General features: G+C 70.9%; 7 protein-coding genes. All 7 read left to right on the top strand.

Annotation, left to right across the window (positions count from 1 at the left end; all coding sequences use genetic code 11):
- The first annotated feature begins 288 nt into the window (after positions 1-288).
- The 7 genes from HDA43_RS34060 to HDA43_RS34090 all read left to right on the top strand — a co-directional run bounded on the left by HDA43_RS34060 (position 289) and on the right by HDA43_RS34090 (position 19,360).
- The gene (locus HDA43_RS34060) at positions 289-690 is read left to right on the top strand and encodes a hypothetical protein (protein ID WP_179829171.1); all 402 of its coding nucleotides are present in this window, start codon (positions 289-291) and stop codon (positions 688-690) included.
- Between the two features lie 89 nt (positions 691-779).
- Positions 780-1,010: a hypothetical protein gene (locus tag HDA43_RS34065; protein WP_179829174.1), complete on the top strand. Its 231-nt coding sequence runs from the start codon at positions 780-782 to the stop codon at positions 1,008-1,010.
- Between the two features lie 23 nt (positions 1,011-1,033).
- A complete protein-coding gene (locus tag HDA43_RS34070; protein WP_179829176.1) occupies positions 1,034-3,313 on the top strand; it encodes a phage portal protein in 2,280 nt (759 codons plus the stop codon).
- An 88-nt stretch (positions 3,314-3,401) separates the two neighbouring features.
- A complete protein-coding gene (locus HDA43_RS34075) occupies positions 3,402-18,701 on the top strand; it encodes a helicase-like domain-containing protein (protein ID WP_179829177.1) in 15,300 nt (5,099 codons plus the stop codon).
- 12 nt (positions 18,702-18,713) lie between these two features.
- Complete coding sequence (locus HDA43_RS34080) at positions 18,714-18,929, top strand: hypothetical protein (protein ID WP_179829179.1); 216 nt, start codon at positions 18,714-18,716, stop codon at positions 18,927-18,929.
- Entirely contained in the window at positions 18,922-19,191 is a 270-nt protein-coding gene (locus tag HDA43_RS34085) for a hypothetical protein (protein ID WP_179829181.1), read from the top strand. The genes HDA43_RS34080 and HDA43_RS34085 overlap by 8 nt, the downstream gene beginning before the upstream one ends.
- A 28-nt stretch (positions 19,192-19,219) precedes the next feature.
- Positions 19,220-19,360, top strand: a complete 141-nt coding sequence (locus HDA43_RS34090; protein ID WP_179829184.1) for a hypothetical protein — start codon at positions 19,220-19,222, stop codon at positions 19,358-19,360.
- The last annotated feature ends 707 nt before the right edge of the window (positions 19,361-20,067 follow it).

The raw sequence follows: 20,067 nt of genomic DNA on the forward strand, positions 1-20,067 counted from the left end.
TTCGGTTCACCAGGTATATGGAATTGTTATTGACCAATGTTTCGCGGCGGGTGTCACTCCGGTAGTTGCCAGGGCCTTTACCGCTGCTGACAGTGATCGTTACGGTGTGAGCCGTCCTTCACCCCGTTGAAGGGCTCCAAGCTTCCCAACACTCGTCTTCGCATGCAGTTTCCGCGTCTGGCTTTTCGCTCCGAGACGCGCCCCGGGACCTCACCGGGCGCTCTCGACCCCCGGAGTGGGCCGCCAGGAGCGGGCACGGTGTGCCGCTTCGCTGGGAGAGATAGCCATATGCCTTATCCGCCGGGCCACGCGTGGGGTGTCGCGCTGTTCCTGGAGCCGGCCGACCCTGACCTGATGTGGCGGCTGGCTGAAAAGCCCTACGTCACCTTCCCCGAAGACCTCAAGCACTTCCCTGGATACGAAGAGAACGGCCTCGTGTTCGAGGCGATGGACCGTTTGTGCGTGAAGTGCTGGCAGCGGTTCGACATGTGCGTGTGGGAGCCGTGCCTGGCCGACACCACCAACGGTGAGCACCTGCGGGGCGGTAACCCCGCCGAGCGGGCCGCCCGTACCCGGCCCGCCCCGGGCACCACCGCGGCGGAGATCATGGCCCGCCGGAGCAAACGGCGCCCGGCCGGTCGGGAGACGGTCGCCCTGATGCAGGCGAGTCGCCTGGACGGCCTCAACTAGCGCCGCATGACGTAAACGCCCTGGGCCCCTACCGTGCCCCGGAGCCCGCCCCCACTACCAGGGCGGCGACCGGTACGGAGGGGCCCCAGGTGTATTTCGACCCGAACGAGCTCGAAATCAGCAGCGACCAGCCTGCGCTGGATCCGGCCGCGGCCCGGCGGCGGGTGCAGCGCGACGTCGCCGGCCTGGTCCTGCTTCTCACCGGCGCGGTGGCCACGGTCGCCGCGGTTGCCGCGTGGTCACCCGCCGCCGCGGTCGCCGTGGCGGGCATCTACCTGATGGTCGCCGGCGGGTTCATCGCCTCCGGCCGGTCGAACTAGACCCGGCGAAAGGGGGTGCGGTGATGGCACGCCGATTCCTGCCCGGCCTCCTGTCCGGCGGGGGAACGCCGCGGCGCTCCCCCGGCGAAGCTTTGGCGATGGAGGTCAAACAGCTGCTGCCCAACTACGGCACGGTCGCAGTCGCGGACTGGTCGAGTCACCTGTCGGTCGCGGCGCGGCGCGCGTGGACCGTTGACCGGGCCGTCGCTGAGGCGTTCGAGCGCACCGTGTGGGTGTTCAAGGCCGTCGACTCCATCGCCGAACACCAGGCGAACCTCGACTTCGTACTACGGGACGACAAGAGCGGCGACCTCATCGAGGACGACCCGCTGCTGGAGCTGCTGAACGACGGCAAGGCCAACCAGTTAGAGACCGGCCGCCAGTTCCGCTACCGCCTGTCGGCGCAAATCCTGTTGTCGGCGCGGGGCGCGTTCGTGGAGATCACCACCGACCGGCGGGGCCGGCCGATCCGCCTGGACCTGCTGCCGCCGGGCCGCACACGGCCGGTGCCCGGCTTCAACGGCGACCTCCTGGCGCATTTCGAGACGATCACCCCGGACGGTACCCGGGTGCCGGTCCCGGCGGAGCGGGTCCGCTGGTTCCGCAAACCCCACCCGACCGACCCGTACATGGGCATCACCCCGTTGCAGGCCGCGGGCCTGTCGGTGGATCAGGACTTCCTGGCGAAGATCTACAACAACTCGTTCCTCCTCAACGACGGCCGCCCCGGTGGGGTGCTGAGCGTGGAAGGCCGCACGAACGAAACGGACGCGCGGAAGCTGGAGGAGCGGTTCGGGCGGGGCCCGGCGGAGGCCGGGAAGCTGACCGTGATCGGCGGCGGCAAGCTCAGCTATGTGGACCTGGGCGCAACACCGCGCGACATGGCGTACGGAGAGATGGCTTCCCGCGCCAAGGAGGAGGTCCTGGCCGCCTACGGCGTCGGCGAGACCGTACTCGGCAACTCGAGTGGCCGGACGTGGGACAACGCCGAACAAGAGCTGTTCACGTTCTGGACGATCACCATGCCTCCGCACCTGCGGATCCTCACGACCGGGTTCGCGGAGGACGCCGGCGACGGGGTCCGCAGCGAGTTCGACACCGGGGCGGTGGAGGTGCTGCGCCGTACGGCGGAGGCACGCCGCCGGGAGGCGCGGGAGGAAGTCAAGGAGGGGCTGATCTCACCGGATGAGTACCGGCAGATCGCCGAGTACGAGCCGTACGATCTGCCGCACACCCGGGCGATCTACATCGCGATGGGGCGGACGCCGATCCCGACGCGGCCGGAGGACGCCGCAGCGCTGGGGTTGGCATCCCCTGATCAGCAGGCCGGTGCGCCCGGCGAGCAACCCCCAGCGGAGGCGGAGCCAGAACCCGCCTCTGACGCTCCCGCCGACGCGGCCGCGCCCGACGCCGGCGACGCCGCGGCGGCGGCCGGTGAGGCGGCGGCGCTGGACGAGACGGATCCCGCGACCGGGCAGGCGTTCGGCATGCTGCAAAACATTCTCAACGAAGAACCCGCCACGGAGACGAAGACGCTGCTCACCCCCAGAACCGCGCGGGACGTGCGCGACCAGATCGAACCGGACCTCCAGGCCGTCCTACAGGCCCTCACCCGGCGCCTCGTGCAGCGCACCGCCGCCCGCGTCGCCTCCCCCAAGCTGCGCAAGCACACCCGCCACTGGCAGGCCGAATACAAGGCCGACACCCGCGTCGGCTCCGCCCCCCTCGACTCAGGCAAAGCCGCCGACGTCGAGCAGTGGCAGCAGGAAGCAACCGCGGCCCTCACCCCCGCCCTGGTGGCCACGGCCGCCACGGTCGCCGGGTTCCCGGACGGGCCCCGCATCAGCGCAGCCTCATGGCCCATCACCGAAGCCCGGGACTGGCTCGTGGCCGGCATTGTCGGCGCGGCCCGCCGGCTCAGCGTGCTCATCGCCACCGGCGACGCCGCCGGAGATGACATTGACAGGCTCGTGGCCGAAGTGCGCGCCCAACTGCCTGGGCTGGAGGAGTGGGCGGCTCGCGCCGGCGTGCAGGCCGCGACCGGCCTCACCCACGCCGTGGAGTACGTCGTCGCCCAGGACGCGGCCGGCCCGGGCGGGCTGGTGTCCGCCCTGTGGCGTACCCGCCGCGACGCCGACGTACGACCCTCACACGAAGCCGTGGACGGGCAGGTCCGCAGGGGTGGCATGCCGTTCCAGGTGGGCGAAGCCGAGTTGCGGTGGCCGGGTGATTTCACCGGCCCCATCGAGGAGACCGCGAACTGCCGATGCCGCGTGTCGTGGACCGTCTCCCCGGCGCGGTGACCGGCCGGGCGGGCTGATGAGACGTTAACGACGCAAGGCGGCACCCTGCACCCCGCAACGCACACACCGGGGCATACGGGGGCTGGCTTTGTCCGAGTTCGACGCATGGGATGTCAAGGCGCGCCGCATCGGGCTCGGCGCTTCCAAGTTCAACGCTGACCTGCATCCCCGGGACCGGAAGGGCCGGTTCATCGAGACCGGCGCCGAGGTGCGGATCTGGGGCGGCGGCCGCGGCACGGTCATCAAGAACGTCGGTGGGGGCCGCATCGAGGTCCGCATGCTGGATAAAAAGGGCCGGCCGACCGACCGGGTCGAGCTGATCCACCGCAACTACCTGACCGTGGAGAAGCGGCCGGACGGCAGCAAGCCGACCAGCAAGGCCGCTGACAACCCCAAGCCACTGAAGGCTGAGGCGCCCACCGCGGGCAGCCGCAACTTCACCCCCAGCACGCCGGACGGGCGGACCCCCGTCAAGGACCTCAAGGGCGGCCAAGCCGTCATCGTCTACGGCCGCACTGGCCAGGGCGACGACCAGGACGTGCGACAGCACGTCGGCATGGTGCGCTGGGTCAAGCCCACCGACGACGGCGGGTGGACGGTGCGCCTGGCCGGCGTGGACGAGATCGCCACACCGGTCGACGTCGAGATCGATGACCGTGACGCCGTCGCCCGCGTTCTGCCCACGGGCAAGATGGCTGAGCTGACGGCCGCGATCCGCGACGGCAAGCCCGAGGCGACCCAGCTCGCGCGGGCCCTGCTCGCCGACGCCGTCGCCGAAGACGACCGGGAAGCCGACTGGCAGGGCCTCACCCCCGACGCCGAGTGGGATGAGTGGGCGGCCACACTCAACGACCAGTTCGGCGCGGACACGTCCGGGGAGGACCTGCGACGCGCCTACGAAAGCACCGTGGGCGACAAGCGGGTACGGCAGGCCGCGACCGCCAACAACGACGTCGAGAACTTCGGCTACGTCTTCGATGAGGCGCTGCAGGACCACATCGCCGAGGAGGCGGACCTGCGCGGTGGACTCGCGCAGGCGTTCTTCGCCCACGACAAGCGTTTCCACGAGACGTTCACCCGCGCCGCGCGGGACCGCGCCTACCAGGAGATCCGCGGCGGAGGATCGGGCGGGCGGGCCGAGCGGCCTGCGCCCGCCGCCAAGACGCCGGCCGCACCGCAGACTGTCGTCCCCGGCGACCTGGAGCGCGATGACCGGGTCACGTTCGACATCCCGGTGACGGCGGCGAACGTCGAACGGTTCGCCGGGGCCGGAGCGAAGAACCCGCCCAAGCCCGGCGCGACGGTGACGGTGCGCGGTGTCGTCGAGGGCGTCGAGACCGACATGTTCGGCGGGTCCCGGGTCCACCTGCGCCGCGACGGCGCCCAGTGGCAGAGCACGGGCGGCGGCGGACGCCTGGACGGCGACGGCCTGGAGTGGCCGCTGGATGAGGACCACGCCGTTCACAAGACCGGCAAGGCTGAAGCGCCTCAGCAGACCCGCCGCGGCGGTGGGTCGGTGCAGACTGCGCCGCAGGGTGGCCTGTTCTCCGACGTCGGCCGGGAAGCCGCGGGCACCGAGGACATGTTCACCGCGCACGAGCGCGACCAGGAGCAGACGGGCGGGAAGATCAGCGGCCGGTCGGACAAGCCGCTGCTGCCGAACCGGTGGGGGGAGGCGTCCGCCCAGGCCGGCGGGATCGTCTACCACGAGGACGGCCAGATCGGTCGGGCCGTCCGGGCGATGGGCGATGACGGCCGCCTGGATGTCGACGGTGAACCGCTGGCCAACGTGCTCGGGCTACTGGCCACGGACGCGGTCGCGGGCCGCATCAGTTCACAAGAGCTGCTTGACCGGGTGAAGGCTCTGCGTGACCGGCTGCCGGAAGGCGGGCGGGCCCGGGCGGCTCTGGACCGGGCGGTCGCCGCGATGGACGCGCCGGACCGTCCGGCGCCGAACCTCCCCGATGGGGTGCCTCAGCCGCTCCGCGACCTGGCGGCGGACCTGCACAAGGTGCCCGCCGTACGGCGCGACCCGGACATGGAGCTGAGCCAGCTCAACGACATCGCCGCCCGGTGGGCGGACGGCGGGCTGTCGTCGATGCGGCTGATCCGCGAGGTGCGCGCCATCGGTAACCGGCGGCACGAGTCCGTCGAGGGCAAGACGGAGATCGACCGCGCCGTGGCGCGGGCCGTGGACGGACTGGAGGAGCTGCGGCGCTCCGACCCCGAGGCGCTGCGCCCCGGCCGCGGCCGAGACGACCAGGACGCGGGCCGTCGCGATGCCGTCCCGGGCAGGGACGAGCAGGGGCGGCAGCCCGCCGAGGTCGCGCAGCCGGAAGACGCACCCGCCCCGGGCACCGCCGCGGCGGCCGCCGGGGGTGAGGAGCGGGCCAAGGAACTGCACGGCCAGGCCAAGGAAGCGTTCGACGCCGGCGACTACAGCCGCGCCCTGGAGCTGTACGACGACGCCGTGGCCGCGTGGCCGGACGCGCCGCCCGCGGTGAAGAAGCGGTTCGCCGAGAACCGGGCCGTCATCGAAAAGCGCATGCTGCGCAACGCCGACGATGCGACGCTGACCGAGCTCGCCAAGCAGCGCATCGGCGACGATTACCGCGTTGAGCGGGTCACCTACCGAGCCGACCAGTTGGAGCGCGGCGACCGGGTGGAGTTCCGCAGTGGCCGCATCGTCACCGAAGGCGTGGTGCTGCGAGCGGAGAAGACCGGGCGGGGCCGCACCGCCAGGGTCCGCATCGACTACATCGACCACAACGGGCAGCGCGGGAGTGAGTCCCGGGTCGGCAACGGCAACGTCACCCGCCTGGTGCTGAACGAGTCCCGCGCTGAGGCGAATTTCCAGGTCACCGGCTACACCTTCGACCATGACGGACGCAACCGGATCAACGCTGCGGGGGCCGCATTCGAGGCGGCGCTGGCCGGTGACGACCCCGACGCGGTGCAGCGGGCGCTCGATGAGCTGACGGCCGCGACGGATGAGGGCGTACGCAACGTCAACCCCAGCTCGTCGTACCGGCGCGATGCCGACAACGAGCGGCGGCGGATCAACGGCGCGGCGGCCGCCGCGCACGAGCGGTGGCAGCAAGAGCACAACAGCAGCCACGGCGACGCTACGCCGGACGTTGGCGGCCGCGGCGGTGAGGACGAGCAGCGGCCGGTGCCGGGCCGGACGCAGGACGTCGAGCAGGAGCAGCGGGCAGCACCCACCGCACCCCCCGCCCCCCGGGCGCAGGAGCGGGTGCAGGACGACGCGCAACACGACTCCGGAGACGGCAGCCAGGGCGAGGGCGGTCTAACGTTCACCCCCGCCAAGCGGCAGGTCCCGATGACCGACGCCAGCCGCCGACGGATCGACGGCGGCGCCGGGCAGGCACGCGACGTCATCGAGGTCCGCCGGCCGGGTGACCCTGCGCATGGGGACAAGCCGCTGGGTGATGTGTGGGAGCACAAGCCCAGGCCGACCCGGTACTCGCCGAACCCTCAGCGTGGGTGGAGATGGTCGACGCCGGACCACGGTACGGAGCAGAGGGTTTATCCGTCCCGGGAGGCTGCGGTCGCTGCGCTGCTGGAAGCCGTCGACGACGCTGACCGGCCGTACCCGACTCGCCCGCAGCATGTGGTGCGGCAGGGCGATGTGATCATCGACGAGTCCGGCGGCGTGAAACGGCTGATCACCGTGGACCGGGTTGAACGTCGCCGTGGCGGCGGGTGGCTGTTCCACGGCCGGGACCGCGACGGTCAGGACCGCACTGTGGAGCGGTCGGAAAGCCAGCCGGAGATGCAGGTCGTCGTTGGCGACCGGCCGGAGGTGCCCGTACGTGACCTGGAGATGCTGGGCCTGATCTCTGGTGTGTGGATCGTCCCGGACGGTCAGACCAAGCCCGCCCAGGTGATGGGCGTGGTGATGACTCCGCAGGAGGTTACGGCGCGGATCCGCCACCTGGACGGCCGTGAGGAAGACCTCACCCTGCCCATGGGCAGGACCGTCCGGCAGGGTTTCCCCTCCGATGTGGCCGATGTGTGGCAGGAGCAGCAGGCCGAGCGGCTGGCCGCGGCCGCGAACGCGCCGGGCGACCGCGTCGCGGCCGGGGACCTGATGCCTGGTGACGTGGTGGACACCGGGGACGGGCCCGCCATCGTGGCGCGGATTCTGTTGCCGCGCGGTGATTCGCTGCTGGTGGATGCGCTGGGTGCGGACGGGACGCGTCACGCGCTGTCGTTCAGTGTGTCGTCGCAGGTGACGCGTCGCCGGGTGCCGGGGGCAGAGCCGCGGAAGCGGGATACCACACCACAAATTGACACGAATCGTGATGATCATGCTACTCTGCGTTCTACAATTGGCGCCCCCAAGACCGGGCCCGCGCCGGACGAGGAGAGAGGGAACGATGAACCAGTACGGCGCGACCGCGATGAGGCACTGGAAGACGTACAAGCCACAGGCGTACGCGGAACTGGACGACCCGGAGACGTTCTTCCGGAAGCTGGGCGAGCGGGTGAGCGCGCAGATCGCGGACCTGGCCGAGGACCTGGCCGAGAAGCCGCCGGCCGGAGAGACGTTCCTGGAGAAGACCGCGCGGCTGGAGGCCGCGAGGCGGCAGGCCCGCGAGAAAGTGATGGCCGAAGAGGTGTTCCTGACGCCCGAACCCGGCCGGGAGGACGAGGAGCTTCCGGAGGCGTAGCCGACGCCGGCGGCCGGTTCCGGCCCGCGTCGCAGGCTGACCTCGCCCCGTCCGGGGAGAAGGCCAAGGCGCGGGCCAACATCGCCGCCGTCCGCACTCTGCGCACCCTCCAGGCCGAGAACCGGCCCGCCCCCGACGAAGAGAAGAAGGTCCTGGCCCGCTGGTCCGGGTGGGGCTCCCTGCCGGTGGTGTTCGAGTCCAAGCCCACCCGCGCCCAGTTCCGCGACGACTCCGGACAGGTGGATGAGCAGGCGTTCGCCCGCCGCCTGAAGCGGTGGGAGTCCTTCGCCTCCGAGCGGGACGAACTCCGGTCCATGCTGTCGGATCGGGAGTGGAACGAAGCCAAGCGCAACACCCTCAACGCCCACTACACCGACGCATCGCTGGTGGGCGCCATCTGGGACGCCGTGCAGAAGCTGGGCTTCAACGGCGGCAACGTCCTCGAACCCGGGAGCGGGTCGGGCACGTTCATCGGCATGGCGCCCGAGCGGGCGCACATGACCGGCGTCGAGCTCGAATCGACCACCGCGGCGATCTCCCAAGCGCTGTACCCGGACGCCGAGATCCGCAACGAGTCGTTCGCCGACACCCGCATCCCCGACGACAGCTTCGACGCTGTCGTCGGCAACGTGCCGTTCGGCGACTACCCGCTGCACGACCGGACCCACAACAAGGGCCAGCACTCGATCCACAACCACTTCATCATCAAGTCCCTGGCCCTGGCCAAGCCGGGCGGCCTGGTCGCCGTCGTCACCTCGCGGTACACGATGGACTCCGAAGACTCGCGGGCCCGCCGCGAGATGGCCAAGATGGGTGACCTGGTCGGCGCGGTGCGGCTGCCCGAGGGGGCGCATCGCGCCGCCGCCGGCACCGACGTCGTGACCGACGTGCTCGTCTTCCGCAAGCGCGCGGAGGGCGAGGAGCCCGGCGACATGGGGTGGGTTGATGCCCCGCTGACGGAAGTCAACGGCTCCCAGCACCCGATCAACCAATACTTCATCAACCACCCCAAGCAGGTTCTCGGTGAGATGACGACCGGGCGCGGCCAGTTCACCGACCACGACCTGACGGTGAAGGGTGACCGGGACGCCGGCCCGGCGCTCGCGGCCGCGCTCGACCGGGTCGTCGCGTCCGCCGAGGAGACCGGCCAGACCTACACCCCGTCCGAGGACGGGCTCGGCGACCGGATCGTGATCGCCGCCGGACGGCAGCGGCATGACGGCGCGCTCGCCATCCACCCGGATGGCAGCTTCACGCAGGTCCTCAACGGGCGCGCGTACCCGCTGGAGGTCCACCCGGACCACCGCGACCAACTCGCCGCCCTGGTCGGCCTGCGCGACGCCGCCCGGACCCTCCTGGAAGAGGAGGCGTCCACCAGCGACGACACCCCGTACCTGGCTGAGCTGCGGGCCGAGCTGAACCGCCGCTACCGGGAGTACACCGGCCGGTGGGGCGCGGTCTCCAAGCGCGCCAACAAGCGGTTCACCCCCGCCGAGGCCAAGGCCGCCGCCGACGCCGAGGGCCGCAAGGCCGGCGACGACGACATGCTGCCCACGGCGGTCGGCCACGCCTGGGACGACCCGGCCATGGCGATCGTGTTCGCCCTGGACGACTACGACCCCGACACCAAGCGGACCCGCCAGGCCGAGATCCTGCACAAGCGCGTCACCGCGGCCCGCTCCACCGTCACCCGCGTTGACGACCCGGCGGACGCGCTCGCGATCGTCATGGACCGCACCGGCGGCCTGGTCGACCTCGCCCAGATCGCCGACCTGCTCGGCGTCGATGAGGACGAGGCACGCAGGCAACTCGGCGACCGCGTGTACGAGGTGCCCGCGACCGACCGGGACCTGCCCAGCGCCGGCGTGCTCACGTCGACGCGGCTGGTGTCGGCGGCTGAATACCTGTCGGGCAACGTCCGCAAGAAGCTCGCCGCGGCCCGCACCGCGGCCGAGGAAGACCCCAGGTTCGCGCGGAACGTCGCCGCCCTGGAGGCGGTCGTTCCCCGGGATCTCACCTCCGGCGAGATCGACGCCAAGATGGGCGCCTCCTGGATTCCCGCGTCGATCATCGAGCAGTTCCTAAACGAGATCGTCACCCCCGGCCACACGGTGGTCCACCCGGGCGGCTCCACCTGGGTGGTCGAGGGCCCGGGTAAGGAGTCCGACGCCGCCAGCGTGGAGTGGGGCACCGAGCAGCGGCCGGCCGCCGCCATCGCCGAGGCGCTGCTCAAGCAGCAGACGATCCGCGTCACCAGCACCGTCAAGCTCGCGGGCGGCGGGAAGAAGTCATACCCCGACCCTGAGGCGACCATCGCCGCGCAGCAGAAGGCGCAGGAGATGGCCGACCGGTTCTCCGAGTGGATCTGGGAGGACGAGGCCCGCGCCGAGCGGCTGACCCGCGAGTACAACGACCGGTTCAACTCCTACGTGCTGCGGTCCTACGACGGCGTCAAGCCCGCGCTGCCCGGCCTGGCCGATGGGTGGACGCCGCGCGACCACCAGAACAGCGCGGTCACCCGCATCCTCAACGAACCGGCCGTGCTGCTCGCGCACGAAGTCGGCGCGGGCAAGACGGCCGAGATGGTCATGGGTGCGATGGAGCTGCGCCGCACCGGCATGGCGAAGAAGCCCGCGATCGTGGTGCCGAACCACATGTTGGAGCAGTTCACGCGCGAGTTCCTGGAGTGCTACCCGAACGCGAAGATCCTGGCCGCCGGGACGAAGGACCTGGAGAAGGACAAGCGGCGCCGGTTCGTCGCCCGCGCCGCCACCGGGGACTGGGACTGCGTCATCTTGACGCAGAAGGCGTTCGAGAAGATCGACATGACGGCCGAGTCTCAGAAGGCCTACATGGAGGAGGAGCTCGCGCAGCTCCGCGCCCAGATGGAGCGGGCCAAGGAGGCGGGCGAGGACTCCCGCGCGTTCAAGCAGCTCGAAAAGCAGCTCATGCGTGCGGAGGAGCGGCTGAAGGCCAAGCTCGACGCCCGCCGCGACGAGGGCAACATCTACTGGGAGCACACCGGCATCGACTACCTGATGGTGGACGAAGCCCACATGTTCAAGAACCTCCGCACCCCCTCGCGGATCGAGGGCGCGAACATCGCCGGTTCGACCCGAGCCAGCGACCTGCACATGAAGCTGCACTACCTGCGGTCCAAGTCCGAGTCCGGCCGCGTCGTCACCCTGGCCACCGGCACGCCGATCGCCAACTCGGTGACCGAGGCGTACACGATGATGCGTTACCTGCGGCCCGACCTCCTGGAGGAGGCGGGCATCGAGGACTTCGACACATGGGCGGCGACGTTCGGCAACGTCGTCACCGACGTCGAGATGAACCCGGACGGCAACGGCTTCCGAATGAAGGCCCGCTTCTCCAAGTTCCAGAACGTCCCCGAACTGCTGCGCATGTACCGCGTCAGCGCGGACGTGAAGACGGCCGCGGACCTGCACCTGCCGACGCCGCCCGTCCGCAAGGACGCCAACGGCAAGCGCGGCGAAACCAAGGTCATCCCCGCCGATGACGCCCAACTGGAGTACATCCAGGAGCTGGGCGTGCGCGCCGAGGCCGTCCGCGCGAAGCGGCCGTGGGAGTGGGTCAACGACCCCGTGCGCGGCATCAAGGGCATGCCCCGAGCGCAGTACGAGGAGATCTACGGGGAGATCCCGGACCCGCCGGAGGACCCGGCCGACCGGGACCCGAACGCGCCTCGCGTGATCGAGGACAACATGCTCAAGATCAGCGGCGACGGCAAGCGGGCCGCGCTGGACATGCGGCTGATCGACCCGAACGCCGGCGGGGAGGGCCGGAAGATCGGCGCCGCCGCCGACCAGATCGCCGAGATCTACGCCGAAACCAAGGACCGCGTCTACCCGGCCAGTAAGGACGACCCGACGCCGCACCCGACGCCGGGCGCGCTGCAGATCGTGTTCATGGACCAGGGCACGCCCAAGGCGAAGTCGTCCAAGAAGAAGGCCGCCGCGGCGGCGCCGGACGAGGACGCCCCGGCGATCGTCGGCGACGGCGACCAGTCCGATTGGGCGGCTTATGACGAGATGAAGGCCCAGCTCGTCGCGCGCGGCATCCCCGAGAACATGATCCGCTACATCCACGAGGCATCGACGGACGCGCAGAAGGCGAAGCTGTTCGATGACGCCCGCAACGGCAAGATCGCCGTGCTGCTCGGGTCCACGGAGAAGATGGGCACCGGCACGAACGTCCAGGCCCGCGCGGTCGCGCTGCACCACATGGACGTGCCGTGGCGGCCGGCGGACCTGGCCCAGCGTGAGGGCCGCGTGGAGCGTCAGGGCAACCTCAACCGGGGGATCAACGCCGAAGGCGTCTACGACCACGACCTGTTCCGCAGCAAGGACCCGAACGCCCCGTTCGGTGAGGTGCGCGTGCTGCGCTACGTCACCGAGGGCACGTTCGACGGCTATTCGTGGCAGACGATCGAGCGTAAGGCGCGGTTCATCGCCCAGATGCAGAAGGGCAACCTCGACTCGCGCGAGATGGAGGACATCGGCGACTCCGCGCTGTCGGCCGCCGAGGTCAAGGCGCTCGCCGCCGGCAACCCCTACCTGCTCGACAAGGCGAAGGCCGACGCCGACGCCCAGCGGCTGGAGAGGTTGCAGCGCGCCCACGGCCGCACTCAGGCCGGGCTGGCGTCCAAGGTGGAGCGGCTCGGCCGCGAGATCCAGATCCACCGCGAGAACATCGACGAGTGGCGCGAGGCCATCGCCGCCCGTACCGACACCCGCGGCGACCTGTTCGAGATGCGGTTCGAGGGCCAGGACGAGCCCATCAGCAAGCGGACGGACGCCTACGCGCCGATCCTGAAGGCCGTCACGGAGATGCGGGACGGCCCGTACCGGGACGGCGACCGCGTCCAGGTCGGCACCCTGGGCGGTCACCCGGTCTACGCCACCCGGACCCGGGTTCGCCGCGGCGACAGTTGGTTCCGCGGCGTGCAGGTCGGGTTCGACTGGCCGGGCGGCTCGCAGTCCTACATCTCCAGCGAGATCACCGAGGGGTCCGAGCGCGGCATGCTGGCCAGCCTGGAGCGGCGCCTGGAAGGGCTGGACTCCCTCATCGACGGCGCTGAGGCTTCGATCCGGACCAAGACCGAGCAGCAGGCCAACGCCCAGGCGATGATCGGCCGGCCGTTCTCGCACGAGGCGCAGCTGCGGGACGCGCAGGCCCGCGCCAAGCTGCTCGACGACATCCTCAAGACGCAGGCCGTCCTGGACGAGCTGAAGGACGAGGCGAAGAAGCCGGAGACGGAGCGGTCGGAGACGTACCAGACGGCTCAGGCGGAGCTCGTCGTGCTCAAGGCGAGCCTCGACGTGGCGCGGCAGCAGGTGGTGCCGGACCCGGCGGCGGAGCCGGACCTCGACATCACGCCGGTTCTGGATGATCCGACGCCGACCGTCCGCACCGATGAGGACGGGTTCGCTGTGCCGGACCTTTCCGACCCCGAAGACACCCCCAGCGCCGACGCACCCGACGTACCCGAGGCCGACGCGGGCGCGGGCGCGGATGGGCCGCCTCTGCCGGCCGGAGTGAAGGAAACCGACCGGGACCTGCTGACGGCGCTGATCGAGGAGGAGGCTGGCGCCTACACCTGGACCGGCTCCCCGAGCCGCTACGTCGCTGAGCTGTTCGCCCAGCAGAGCGGCACCGCCGATCACCCCGGCGACTCCGACCCGGAGGTGCAGCAGTGGATCGAGGACTACCTCGCCGCGCACCCGGAGGCGCTGACACGGTCGGGTGCCGCGCGTGAGCAGCTCAAGCGGCAGCGGCGCGAGCGGGAAGAGCACGCGCGCGAGCAGGCCGTGGCGATACGCAGCCAGGCCAGCGGCCGATTCAAGGCGGGCGACTACGAGGGGGCGCTGCGCCTGATCGACCAGGCGGAGCGGCTTTCTCCCCGGACTGACAACTGGGACAGGATCCGCGGCATCATCCGTGACAAGCAGCAGGAGGAGAGGGGAAACACCACCCCCGACGCTCCCGACGCCCCTGGTGCGGGCGACGCTCCGAGCGCTGCGAACGCTCCCGGGGAGGCGGACACTCCCGGCACCCCTGCGGCCGCGGCCGCGGAGGAGGTTGAGCGGCCCACCGAAGCGGTCGAACCGGAGGACCTTGCGCCCGGGGACCGCATCCGACTCGTCCGCACCAGCGGCGACGTCCGCCGCGTCCGGACCCGGGTCGGCGGCTCCTACCTGACGCAGCGCGACGGCCGCGTCTGGGAGGGCACCATCCCCGGCACCTACCGACCGGGTGAGCCCGTACGGCTGGACGACGTCGTGGAGTACGAGGGTGACCGGCCCGGCCGCCACATCACCGAGCCCGGCCCTGTACGCCTCACAGACACCGTGGAACGGCTCGGCACGGCCGATGCCGCCACCTCCCAAGAAGAGGCCGCCAGGCTGCGCCAGGAGGGCGAGCAGGCGCGGCGAACCAACCAGGACGAAGCGGCGCAGCAGCGCCGCACCATCCTGGAGGAGGAAGGAGGCCCCGAACTCCTCGACGCCGTCACCCGCTTCGACGACCTCGCCGACGCCGTCATGGCCGGCGACGCGCCCGTGCAGGACCTGGAGGACGCGTGGCTGCGCGCGGACGCCGGACTGGCGGCCGCGAAGGAGAGCGCGACGCACTGGACGCGCGAAGCGCAGCTCGACACGATGCGGACGAACCTCATGGTCAAGCTCACCCAGGCCGGTGGCCGGTCGGGTGATGCTCGGCGCCGCGCCGCCGAATGGGAGGAGGCCAAGCGGGAAGCGGCCCGCCACGCCGAGGACGGCATCCCCGAGGACGCGCCGGTCGAGACCGTCGCGCCCGGGGACCGGGTCGATTCCCCGTCCGGGGAGGAGACCGTCACGGTGGAGGAGGTCACCCGGGCCGGTGACCTGACGTTCACCACCGAACGCGACAGCGAGGACCGGCGGACCATCCGGGCGCGTAAGGACGGCGAGACCGTCGTCAAGCGCCGGGGCGGCCGCAAGCCGGCGGAAGTCGGGCCCGCCACCGCCGGGGAGATTGTGGCCGGCGAGTGGCTGGTCGACGACGACGGCACCGCCGTGAAGGTCGTCGGTGTCGAACGTGACGGCGACCGCATCATCTTCGACGTTCTCGGCCCGGCCGGGCCGTCCCTGGTGGAGGCCGACGCCGGTGAGGCGGTGACGCGGGGCCGGAACCTGCGGATGAAGCGGCCGCGCGCCCCGCGGCCGCCGCGTGAGCGTAAGCCGCGCTCGACGATCACCGCGTTGGAGGACGGCACCCCCGCCACCCGGGTACGGCTGCGCTCCGACATCCGTAAGCGGGTGCTCGGCCTGGCCATCGAGGACGACGAAACCGCGTCAGCGGAGGCGCGGGAGGCGGCCGCCCGGCTGCGCGCCTCCCAGCCGGTGTCGGCGGAGCAGATGCGCGCCCTGGGCGAGCACCTGCGCGGCCTCGCCGGGGAGGACCTGCCCGCCGTGCAGCGGCGTGCCCTGGAGCGCGCCGCCTCCTGGGTGGATGCCTCCTACGCGAGGTTGGCCGGGTACCCGACGCCGCCGCACGAGCCGCACCGCGACCGGGTGGAGAAGGCATACCCGGAGAACCTGACCGCCGGTGATGTGGTGGTCATTCCCGACCAGGCCGGCGGTCAGGCGCGGGCGGTGCGTGTCGTGGACGCCAAGCCCACGCCGCGGCTGCCGTTCGTGCAGGTCACGGTCGAGCACGGCGACGGCCGCCGCGAGCAGCGGATCCTCGCCGCGGGAGTGGATGTCTACCTGATGCCGGACCTGCCGGAGGATGCACCGGTTGAGCCGCCGGTGCAGCGGCGCCGCGAGCACATCGTGCCGGGAGCCCTGGAGCCGGGCGACACCATCCACGTCGGCGGCACCGACCGGACGATCACCGCGCTGCGCAAGACGTCGCCGCCGCTGGCGGCGGTGGAGGAGTGGACGGCCACCACCGACGACGGCCAAACCCTCACCCTGACCTCGCGGGGCTTCCCCTCGGTGCTGCGCGTCGGCCGCGGCGAGCTGTCGGCCGGGCAGGTGTGGAACAACGTGGTCGACGACACCACCGGCAGGCCCGTCACGCCGAAGCAGGTCAAGCTCGGCGACCGGATCAGCGTCGACGAGGCGCACGGCGGCGTGACAGGCACCGTGGAGGAGATCGCGCCGCTGACCGACCAGCAGGGCAAGCGGATCGGCACCACCGCGGTGGTGCGCAACTACTCCGATCTGCTGGTGACCGTCGCGATGCTCGACGGTGACGACACGTTGCAGGTCACCCGCCACGCCGAAGGACGCGACAACGAGCACCTGTTCCAGGCCCGTTACCAGGCCAAGCGGCGGCAGAAGGAACGCGTCCGCGCGGTGCGCCAGGCCCTCGGCGAGGCGGAGCTGGACCTGTACCGCAGCGCGTCGGCGGCGATCACCAACGAGCTGAGCATGCGCCGCGTCGCCCCGCCGGACACCGGGGACCGGGCGTGGCTGCGCGCCCCGGACCTGGTGGAGAAGGCATGGAAGCGCCTCGATGACCAGGCGCCGGCGATGCAGGCCGCCCGCGCTCTCGCGGGTGGGGATGAGCAGCATGCCGCCCTGCTGGCGGAGCAGCTTGCGCCGCTGGTGGCGCAGATCCGGGAACGCGCCGCGGAAAACCTCGTCCAGTCGATCCTGGAGGTGGACCCGCTGCCTGGGGAGACACACGACCAGGCGCTCAAGCGGATGCTGGAGCAGTTCCGCACCGACCCGCCGCTGGCGGTCGACTACGGCCTCGCCTACCGCCTGCACGTGGCCGGCCTGGTCGAACAGGACGATCCGGCCCCGGAAGCCATCCCCTCCCCCACCGGTGAAGGGCTGGCGGAGCGGCTGGCGGTCTACCGCAAGGCGCTGCCGGCGAACCTGGCGGAGCTCGGGCACCGGCAGGTGACGCGGACCGTCTACAAGCCGCTGGATCTGTCGGCGCTGGAAGACGCCTACGACCCGGAGACGGAGAAGATCACCGCGACCGTGCCCGACGTCGCCGACGACGACGGGCCGGGCGAGCACGCGATGCGGCACCTGGAGGTCATCAAGGCCGCGGGCGCCGAGGTGGATCGGGAGCTGTCCGCGCGGCTGGACACGCCGGCCTACCGCGACGCCGTCGCCGCCGCCGACAAGGCGCAGGTGGCGATGCAGGAGGCGGAGCGGGTGCGGGCTGAGGCTGAGGCTGCGGCTCTGCAGGAGGCCCGCACCAACACCCTGTCGGCGGTGAGCACGGCGACGCAGAAGGCATTCGAGCGGGCGGAGAAGGACGTCGCCAAGGCGCGCAAGGCCCACGAGGCGGCGAAGGCCCGGGTGGGTGAGCTGCGGCGTGAGGCGGCGCTGACGGTGCTGGGCGAGGTGCGGCCGTTCGGTGGGGCCCGCCTGACGTACCTCACCAAGAGCGGGCAGGCCCGCAAGGAGAACCACAAGCCGGTGCAGGCCATGCGGCGCGTTGAGGACGTCTACCCGGCTGACTGGGTGGCGATGCTCGACGATCACGGCCCGGTGCGGTTGGCGATCGCTCAGCCGAACCTCATGGGCGGGTCGGGCCGCGCGGGCTACAGCAACTCCGCGCACACCGTCGTCATGCCGGACGTCAACGTTGACGAGCAGTTCCGGCAGGGTGTGCATGAGCTGGGGCACGCCTTCCAGCACCGGCTGCCCGGCCTGAAGGAGGCGGAGCGGGCGTTCCTGTGGGAGCGCACCTCCACCGGCAGCGTCGGCCACCGTGAGCGGCCGGAGCTGAAGCAGGTCGGCGCGAACTTCAGGGAAGTCGGCTACGACGGCGGGTTCCCGGCCGCCTACAGCGGCCGCGTCTACGAGGCCGGCAACGGGGAGATCTTCACGACCGGCATGGAGTCGCTCATGGCGGGCTCGAACTACCTCGACGACGACATGCGGGCATGGCTGCTGGGCGTGCTGGCCATGCTCGGCACCGGCTTGGGCGGGCCGGGCAAGGACCCGCTGGACGGGGTGGACCTCGATGAGCTGTCCGTCGATGAGCTCCAGGCGCTGCTGGGGCGGGTCGAATGGAACAGCCCCGCCTACGAGCGGATCATGGCGCAGCTTCGGGGCCGCCGCCTGGACAATGACCCGCTGGAAGGGGTGGACCTGGAGGCGTTGACGCCGGAGGACCTGGCGGACCTGCTCGGGTCACTGGATGACAACTACAGCGCCGCGCGGATCTCCGAAGCGCTCGACCGGTTCGACGCCGAGGAGCAGTCCGACCGGGAGCGCAACGCCCGGATCGACGAGCTGGTCGCATCTGGGGAGCTGGACTATGAGGAGGCATGGGCGCAGGTCCACGGCGTCACCGTGGAGCAGATAGAAGCCGACCGCAGACGCGAAGCCGTCGATGACCGGCTGGCGGGCGAGTCGGTGGAGCGGCGAGTGCGTCGCCAGTACGACGAATGGGTCGAGACGCAGTTCTGGCAGGCCGAGGCCGCCACCAACGGCTACATGGTGAACGCTCGGGGCCGCGCCGCCGGCGTGGACCCCAAGAGCCTGTTCAGCGGCGACTGGAGACGCGTCAACGCCTACGCCAGTGATGAGCTGTACAACTGGTTCCGCGCGAACGGGTGGCGCAACTACACCGAGTACGTCGCGGACGTTCTCGGCCGGGATCGTGATGTTCGAGCGGCGAGGCGGTCGCGTGAGGGCCGCCGCTTCACCCGATAGGAGAAGGGTCCGATGAAACACGACCACGAGCCGGTGGCGGCGGTGCGGTTACGCGCCGCCCGCCTGCTGGGGCGGGCGATCGCCAAGGGCAACGGGCCCATCGAGCGGAACCCATGGAGGGAGCAGGGCGGGCTGTTGTCGCGGGCGTTCATCGCCGGATACCGGTCGGTGAAGCCGGCCGAGCCCGGCGGCGTGTCCTACGACGAGGAGGGGGGCCGCGGTGTTTGAGGTTCACGGCTACATCGACGGGGTGGCGTACGCGGTTACGGTCGGCCGGGCCCGGCCGGAGGCGGCCGCGACGACGGGGGTGGTGTCCGGCTCCCCAATCGCGGTGACGCTCCTGTCGGGGCGGCAGGGCCGCACCGTGCCCGTGCCGCATCAGACGCCGATCGTGTTGGACACCAGCGATCCGGTAAGCGTCCTTACCGCTTTGCGGGTGTGGACGCAGGTGGTCCGGGAGGTGGGGGATGTCCCGGCAGAGATGACGTAAGCTCCGCGGCCCGCCACCTTGCGGCGTCATGGAGTCGGGGATCTGGTGGCGGGCCGGTTTCGCGGCCGGTGTCCTGCTCGGCGCTGCGCTGCTCATGCTGCTGAGCTGGGCCCGGCCTCGGGAGTTCGTCCCGGCCGGGCCGCTGACTCCCCGAGTGGTCGGGGAGTAGAGATGGCCTTCGCGGAAGGACAAGTACCACACTTCGCCAGGGGCAGCGGCCCCAATTGTGGCTCGCCCCAGCAAGATTCCCTGCCATAGAGGCCAAGGACTAAGCCGCGAAGCTAGGGCAAGCCGGAAGGCTGGGGGCACCATTCGCCGCTGGCCTGCGGTCGTCAGCCGTACCAGGCCATCAAGATGAAAATCCTCAGGTATGTGGTTAGAGCACATATATGCATGTGGGGAGGTCACATATCAGGGAGGGAAAAATATTTGAAATGTACTTGCAATATATCGAGATCATGCTCCACGCCTTTCTTTGCCCGGACTGTGATAAACGTCACAGATGACACCCCAGGGTCCTCAACTCGAGCCCGCGAAGCCCGGAACCATAGGATCTGCATAAGGGGAAAGCGTGCTGCGCTGCCGGCCGAGCCATGTGGTGACGGGCCGCTGGGCGTTCCTCGCCTTCTGCGCGTAGTTGCTGCTCGCCGTCACCGGTCCGGTCTTCCTGATCGTCGACGGCTCCTCAATCCATACCACCCGCGCGGTTGGTGACTTCGCCACACGCATGGCCGGCTGCGCCTATTCTTGCTGTCCGGCTACGCGCCGGATCCCAACCTCGGTGAGTGGGTCAACCAGAACATCAAGCCCGGATCGCCCTCGAGGCGATGACCGATGAACACGAACTCGCCGTGGCCATGCACCGCGGCATGCGCC

The organism is Streptosporangium sandarakinum (genome assembly GCF_013409935.1).
GTDB classification, from domain to species: Bacteria; Actinomycetota; Actinomycetes; order Streptosporangiales; family Streptosporangiaceae; genus Streptosporangium; species Streptosporangium nondiastaticum.